This window comes from Frankia sp. KB5 (assembly GCF_002099325.1).
Classification (GTDB): domain Bacteria; phylum Actinomycetota; class Actinomycetes; order Frankiales; family Frankiaceae; genus Frankia; species Frankia casuarinae.
The window spans coordinates 1-6,593 of record NZ_MRUJ01000162.1; the positions used below are offsets into that span (position 1 = coordinate 1).

Here is a 6,593-nt window from a genome sequence, read left to right on the forward strand (position 1 = left end):
CGGGTCGTGTGCGGCTGCGGGCGCCGTCATGTGGCCGCCCGGCCCGGCGGGGTGACCGGGCTCGGCGTCGTAGCCCGCCGCCTCGACGATCTTGACCTGCTCCGCGAGGTCCTCGCCTACCTGGTGCTTCTCACGGAGCCGATCGACGGCCTGCCCGGCTGGTGGTGCCCCCACGGCCCAGCCGCACGAAGGCCGGCCCGCCCGGTGGGCATGGCAACCACGGGATCGCCCACGGCATCACGGGCCCCGCCGCGCTTCTGGCCCTCGCCCTGCTCGACGGCGTCCGAGTCGACGGACAGGAACAGGCGCTCAGGACGATCTGCCAGTGGCTCGATACCTGGCGGCGGCCAGCCAGCGAAGGATCGTGGTGGCCGGAGTTCGTCACGCTCGACGACCTCGACCGCGGCGAGCCCCGCCAACGCGGCCCGCTGCGGCCGTCGTGGTGCTACGGCGCTCCGGGTATCGCCCGCACCCAACAGCTCGCCGCCCGCGCCCTCGGCGACACCACCCGCGAGCACCTCGCTGAAACGGCGTTCGCCGCCTGCATCCGCGACCCGGCCCAACTGGCCCGGCTCACTGAACCCGGCCTCTGCCACGGGACCGCCGGGCTACTCGCCACCGCACGCCGGATCGCGGCCGACGCGCGAACCCCTATCGCCCTCGCACCGCTGCTGCGTCTGCACCAGGACACCGCCGCTGCGGCGGACGCATCCCCTGGCTTCCTCGACGGGTCGGCCGGGGCCGAGCTCGCCGTGGCCGGGACCACGACGTCTTGGGACGCCTGCCTCCTGCTTTGCTGACCGGAAGGCCCGACATGCACGAGACCCCATGGAAACAGCTGAACATCCGCTACCCCGGCCCGCAGCCCCGCGGGCGGGAAGACCAAGCCATCGGTCACCTGGCGCGCATCCTGCCCCGCGCCGAGGCGGACGGGCTCATCACCTCCTGGTTCTTCATCCGCAAGGGCGCCTGGCGCATCCGCTACCTGACCGCGCAGGACACGGACGGCCAGTACGACACGACCACCGACCGCCCCCACGCGCTGCTCACCGATGGAGTCCGCTGGACCGCCGACATCTACGAGCCAGAGGTCCACGCCTTCGGCGGCCCCGCCAGCATGAACGCCGCCCACGAGCTGTTCCACCACGACAGCAACCACCTGCTGTCGTTCCTCGCCACCAACCCGACCGACCGGCGCGAACACTCCCTCGTGCTGTGCACGGCGCTCATGCGCACCGCAGGACTCGACTTCAACGAGCAAGGAGATGTCTGGGCACGGATCGCAGAGCAGCGCTCGGTCTTCGCCAACCCGCCGTCGGACCCGCAGGTCTGGGCCTCCTTCACAGGCGACGTCCACCGTCTCCTCGTCGGCGAAGCCCGCGCAGACCTCCTCGGCAGCTGGCTCGACGCGTTCGAGGACGCGGGCGGAACGCTCCGGAAGCTCCGCGAAGAGGGCCAGCTTACCCGTTGGATACGTGCCATCATCGCACTACACGTGATCTTCCACTGGAACCGGCTCGGCCTCCCCGCCCGCGCACAGGCCATCCTCGCGACTGCCGCCCGGCAAGCCGTCCTCGGTCCCGCCCATCACCTTGATCGGCTACGCCCTGACCATCCCCGGCTCCTACGCTCAGGGTCCGCCCTGTGACACCTTCTAGCGTCGCCGTGCGCGCCGCCGTAGGGAGACTTCGTCGATGGGTCCCGGCGTCAGACCTCGCCAGCCTGCGGGGGCCCGAGATGGCCGGTCACTTCCACCCAGTCGGGCTCACGGTCCGTGCCACGGGCCACGACGACCATCAACCGCCGCCCGACGGCAACCTGGAGCCGATCGAAGTCGCGGCTGGCGGCGCCACGCTGCCGGCGGTAGGCGCCCAGCTGCGCGGGTTCCAGCGGCCGGTCGAGGACGCCGAGGAAAAGGCGCAGGTTGGAAGGGCCGACCAGATCCGCGGTCACCCACTCCCCGCGCACGGTCCGGCCGAAGGCACCATGTTCCCGGCCCCGCGTCGGTGGCGGCGCGGTCGCGAACAGCCGATCCTCAAGCGCCGCCGCCCTCGCCATGGCCCGGTTCCGATCCGGCGGGATCTGCCCTGCCCGAGCCGGCCCGCTGGGCGCATCAGGACTCGGCGCGTACGAAGCCGCGCTGGCCGGGGGCCTGATATCGAACAGGTCGACATCGTCGGTGATGACTGCGTTACCGCCGTCCCGGACGAGCTGGTAGCCGTCGACGGCGGAGTCCGCGATGGACGGATCGAATCCGGCGCGGACCAGGTCAGTCCGCTGGCGACCAGCGCCTGTTCGCCGGCACGGTGCCTGGGCGAGGGCAGATTGTCGGCGTCATCGGCTTTCCCGCCGATGGCGGACAGCTTGACAACCTTCCGGACGCCGTAGGCACGGGCCGCCTGAATCATGGCCAGGTCATGMTCGGCGACCGAGCCGGTGGGGCTCGGAGCGGTCAGCAGGAAGACGCTGTCCACACCAGCGACCGCGCTGTGGAGCGAGTCAGCACGTTCGAAGTCGGCCTGCACGACATCGATCAGCGCGCCATCAGGAAGACGGAGACGGGCTGGTTCTCGCGTCATCGCCCGAATCCGAGCGCCCCGGYCGACTAGGAGGCGCAGCACCTCGYGACCGACGGTGCCGGTCGCACCAGTAATCAAGATCATGGGACCATCGTGGTGGCGACGGACCGCGGTTTCTAGGAAATTCCGGCACACCGGTACAGGAGTTGACCTACGAGAAGCCCCGTCCCCAACGACTACTGTGGTCACCGGCCTCACCCGGGCCGCCTACCACCCGAGCAAGGCCATCCCTCTGTGYATCCAGGTGCGGATCACCATCGGCTTCGTGCCGACGGTGCTCGGGATCGCCGCGGCCTGGGGGCCGGCAGCGACCTGGCCTGCCTGCCGGTCTTCGTGTTCTGCCTGCTCCTGCAGCGCCACATCGTCGGGGGCGTGGCGCGGCGAGGCTCACAGTCGGCTTGTCGACGTCCTGCTCGGCCATRCTCAGCGGGCGCGTCCGCAGCGGCACGATACGTCCCGCGCCCGAGTGGACCACTGCCCCTCGCGGTGCGGAGCTGCCCGCGATGATGAAATGACCGGCCGGCGAGCCGGCGTCGACCGTGTCTCTACTCTACCAATGACAGATACCCTGATCTCCCAATAGCAGCAGGCCGTCAGGTCTGCCAATCCGACCGCCAGCAGGGAGCACCGCACCACGCGGATCGCGATCGTGTTGGACGGCTTGCGCGTGGCGCGTGGCGCGTGGCCGAGGGCCATCTCATGGCCTGGGCGACGGTACTCGGATCGCCGCGGGTAGGCACCGGCCGCCCATGATCCTGTTTACCCGACGGYACGGCGGATGCCGCCGATGACAAGACGCAGGCCGAAGTCGAAGTGCTCCTTCTGGTGYGGAGCAGGGAGATGGTCGAGCGCAGCGAACAGCTGCGGGTGACGTCGTGGACCGACCGGGCCAATGAGCCGTGCGGCGCTCGCGGACGGATCGGGCAGAGCGGCGGCGAGTTGTTCCTCAGTTGTTCCTCAGTGCTGTGACTGACCACGTAGTAAGTGATCGTGTCCGTCGACCACGCGGCATCTCGGCTGGACAGTCCCCCCACGCGGAGAGCGGAGACCAATTGTTCGCCRTACGCCAGCGCGTCGGGCAGGGGAAAGAAGACGCCCGCGAACAGCCGAGCACCGTCGCGGCGAGACAGCCGTGCCTCGTGCAGACGATGAGCGAGTTGGGCGACCTGGTCGTGCCAGGGCTGGCGCTCGTCGAGGTCTGACGTCACTCCGGCCAGCAGCGCGTCGACCATCGCCTCCAGCAGCAATGGCACCGGCAGCGAACCACCGCCGGAACGGCACGACAACACAAACCCCGGATTCACATCAATCAATCACCAGCATTCGACCCGACCGCCAACCGCGACGATGGGCCGGTGAACTCATAGCTGACGCACAGGTGCCGTAAAGGCCAGGTTCAGCTATCCCCGCGATGCTTGCCGCCGTGCAGAATCAGTTGCCATCCGCGAACGGCGGCTCATGATCTCTCCAGTCCGGCTGATCGCGCGCCACCGGTGGGTGGTCGCCACGGTCACGGCAGTCGTCGTCGCCGCGGCGGTCACGACCTACGTGTTCACCCGCGGCGGTTCGTCCGGGCCGGCCGCCTCCTCGTCGCGGACCGTCGCCGCCAGCATCGGGACCATCAAACAGTCGATCACGACGACCGGAACGATCGAACYAGCCACCGAGGCAGCCCTGAACTTCACGGCGGCGGGGAAGGTCACCAGCGTCCTGGTGGGCGAGGGCGACCCGGTTAACGCCGGCCAGCCGCTGGCGACCATCGACTCGGCGTCGTTGACCGCGAGTCTCGTCCAAGCCAAGCTAACGCTGGCGAACAGCCAGGCCAAGCTAGCCTCCGACCAGGACTCCGGGGCGTCCAGCACACAGCTCGCCGTCGATCAGGCCTCGGTGACGACCGCGACCGACGGGGTGTCGACCGCGCAGGCCGCGCTGGACGGCGCGACTCTCACCGCACCGGTCAAGGGTGTCRTGGCGAGCCTGTCCCTGGTGGTCGGCCAGCAGGTGGCGGCATCCTCCGGCGGGAGCGGATCAGGCCAGTCCGGCGGATCCGCGAGCTCGGCAGGCGGGTCCGGATCGGGCGGCGCCGCCTCGTCCGGCCTGGGGTCGGCCGCCGGGTCGGGGTCGGGCTCGGGGTCGGGCTCGGGGTCGGGCTCGGGGTCGGGCTCGTCCGGCTCGTCGTCCGGCGCACAGATCCTGGTGATCAGCACCGACTCGTGGATCGTAAACGCCACCGTGGACTCCAGCGGGGTCGGTCTGATCGCGAAGGGCGACCAGGCGACGATCGTGCCGGGCACGGGTGGCACCGGAGGCGTGCCGATCGGCCGGCTCCCCGGTGGCGGCGGTGGCGGTGGTGGCGGTGGAACTGGCGGTAGCGGCGGGCCGGGAGCCGGTTCCGGTCCCGCGAGCCAGGGCGGTGCGGGCACCTCCGACGCCGGCAGGAACACGGTCTACGGGACGGTGTCGTCGGTCGGCCTCATCGCGTCGAGCTCCGGAGGGACGGCAGCCTTCCCGGTTATGATCAAGGTGACCGGCAGCCCCGGCGGGATGCACGCGGGTGACACCGCGACAGTCTCGTTGACCTACAAGCAGCTCGGCGACGTTCTGGTCGTCCCGACAGCGGCGATCACTCAGGCCGACGGCAAGMCCACGGTCTACGTCCTGTCCAACGGCAGGAAGACCGCCACGACCGTGACGACCGGACCCACCGGAGGCGGCTTCACGCAGGTCGTCTCCGGGCTGTCGGAAGGCGACAAGGTCGTGGTCGACACCCCGCAGGTGGCCACCCGGAGCGGGTCCGGAACCGGCCCGGGCCGGGCCACGGGCCAGGGCGGTACGGGCAGGTTCGGGGGCGGTGCCGGGTTCGGCGGCGGAGGCGGTTTCCCCGGAGGCGGGGGTGGCGGCTCCGCTGGTCGGGGCGGCGGCTTCGGCGGGGGTGGCTGAGGTGGTCGGGACAACGGAAAACGAACTGGCCTGGACGCCGGAGGAACYGGCAGGACAAGAGCAGACAGGACAAGAGCAGGCAGGGCAAGAGCAGGCAAGGTCGGGAGGGACGGCGGGTCCGGCGACGCCGCTCCCGCCGTATTCGGACAACGACACCCTCGTCGTCAACGCCCCTGTCATCGAGCTGGACCAGGTGACCAAGTCCTACCGGGCGGGATCGCTGGACGTCACGGCGCTGCGTGGTGTCTCGGCCCGGATCGGAACCGGCGAGTACGTCGCGATCGTCGGGCCGTCCGGGTCCGGGAAGTCGACGCTGATGCACATCATCGGCTGCCTCGACGTGCTCACCTCGGGCAGCTACCGGCTCTCTGGGGAGGACGTCGGCGGGATGAGCGAGGCCGACCTGGCCGAGATCCGCAACCGCCGGATCGGCTTCGTGTTCCAGCAGTTCAACCTGTTGCCGTCGCTGTCCGCGTGGCGCAACGTCGAGCTGCCCCTGACCTACCGGGGGATGCGCCGCGAGGTCCGCCGGGCGCGGGCCGTCGCGGCACTCGACCGGGTCGGCCTCGCCGACCGGGTTGAGCACCGGCCGGGCGAGCTGTCCGGCGGCCAGCAGCAACGCGTCGCGATGGCCCGGGCGCTGGTCGGCGACCCGTCGCTCATCCTGGCCGACGAGCCGACCGGAAACCTGGACTCCACCGCCACCGGTGACGTGCTGGACCTCCTCGACGAGCTGCACCAGCAGGGCCGGACGATCGTCCTGATCACTCATGAGCTGGACGTGGCGGCCCGGGCGCACCGGGTCGTGCGGATCCGGGACGGCCTGGTCGAGTCCGACACGGCGGCATCCTGATGGGCTGGCTGGAGACGCTGCGCACCGGGTGGGACGCGATCCGCACGCACCGGCTGCGCTCCGGGCTGACTGTGCTGGGCATCCTGATCGGGATCGCCGCGGTGGTGCTCACCGTGGGCCTCGGCGTCGGCACGCAGAACAAGGTCGGATCGCAGATCAGTGCCCTGGGCAGCAACCTGCTCATCGTCTCGCCAGGCAGCTCGACGAGCCCCACCACCGGC

7 protein-coding genes and 1 pseudogene are annotated in these 6,593 nt (G+C 70.5%); 6 read left to right on the forward strand and 2 right to left on the reverse strand.

The genetic code is table 11. From position 1 onward, the window contains the following. Window positions 1–800: pseudogene (locus KBI5_RS16125) on the forward strand (lanthionine synthetase C family protein); the annotation flags it as partial. A 14-nt stretch (window positions 801–814) separates the two neighbouring features. Continuing rightward, window positions 815–1,648, forward strand: a complete 834-nt coding sequence (locus KBI5_RS16130) for a thiopeptide-type bacteriocin biosynthesis protein (protein ID WP_083282336.1) — start codon at window positions 815–817, stop codon at window positions 1,646–1,648. Between the two features lie 59 nt (window positions 1,649–1,707). Here KBI5_RS16130 and KBI5_RS16135 read toward each other — a convergent pair whose 3' ends face one another. Together KBI5_RS16135 and KBI5_RS28765 are read right to left on the reverse strand one after the other, a co-directional pair. Continuing rightward, the gene (locus tag KBI5_RS16135) at window positions 1,708–2,058 is read right to left on the reverse strand and encodes a hypothetical protein (RefSeq protein ID WP_023840158.1); all 351 of its coding nucleotides are present in this window, start codon (window positions 2,056–2,058) and stop codon (window positions 1,708–1,710) included. Further along, complete coding sequence (locus tag KBI5_RS28765) at window positions 1,950–2,663, reverse strand: NAD(P)H-binding protein (protein ID WP_085015700.1); 714 nt, start codon at window positions 2,661–2,663, stop codon at window positions 1,950–1,952. The genes KBI5_RS16135 and KBI5_RS28765 overlap by 109 nt, the downstream gene beginning before the upstream one ends. Window positions 2,664–3,419: 756 nt before the next feature. Between KBI5_RS28765 and KBI5_RS28440 the strand changes: the two genes are divergently transcribed. The 4 genes from KBI5_RS28440 to KBI5_RS16165 form a co-directional block, all read left to right on the forward strand. Continuing rightward, the gene (locus KBI5_RS28440; protein ID WP_255361092.1) at window positions 3,420–3,548 is read left to right on the forward strand and encodes a hypothetical protein; all 129 of its coding nucleotides are present in this window, start codon (window positions 3,420–3,422) and stop codon (window positions 3,546–3,548) included. 489 nt (window positions 3,549–4,037) lie between these two features. After that, entirely contained in the window at window positions 4,038–5,519 is a 1,482-nt protein-coding gene (locus tag KBI5_RS16155; protein WP_085015703.1) for a biotin/lipoyl-binding protein, read from the forward strand. Window positions 5,520–5,697: 178 nt separating this feature from the next. After that, on the forward strand, window positions 5,698–6,372 hold the full coding sequence (locus KBI5_RS16160) for an ABC transporter ATP-binding protein (protein WP_148214928.1): 675 nt from the start codon (window positions 5,698–5,700) through the stop codon (window positions 6,370–6,372). Next, on the forward strand, window positions 6,372–6,593 hold a 222-nt coding region (locus KBI5_RS16165; RefSeq protein ID WP_198537733.1), incomplete at its 3' end, for an ABC transporter permease. The genes KBI5_RS16160 and KBI5_RS16165, both read left to right, overlap by 1 nt.

Excerpts from the sequence above, each read along its gene's own strand:
- KBI5_RS28440 (WP_255361092.1), top strand. The coding sequence starts at position 3,420 with ATGGTCGAGCGCAGCGAACAGCTGCGGGTGACGTCGTGGACCGACCGG.
- KBI5_RS16135 (WP_023840158.1), bottom strand. The coding sequence starts at position 2,058 with ATGGCGAGGGCGGCGGCGCTTGAGGATCGGCTGTTCGCGACCGCGCCG.
- KBI5_RS16130 (WP_083282336.1), top strand. The coding sequence starts at position 815 with ATGCACGAGACCCCATGGAAACAGCTGAACATCCGCTACCCCGGCCCG.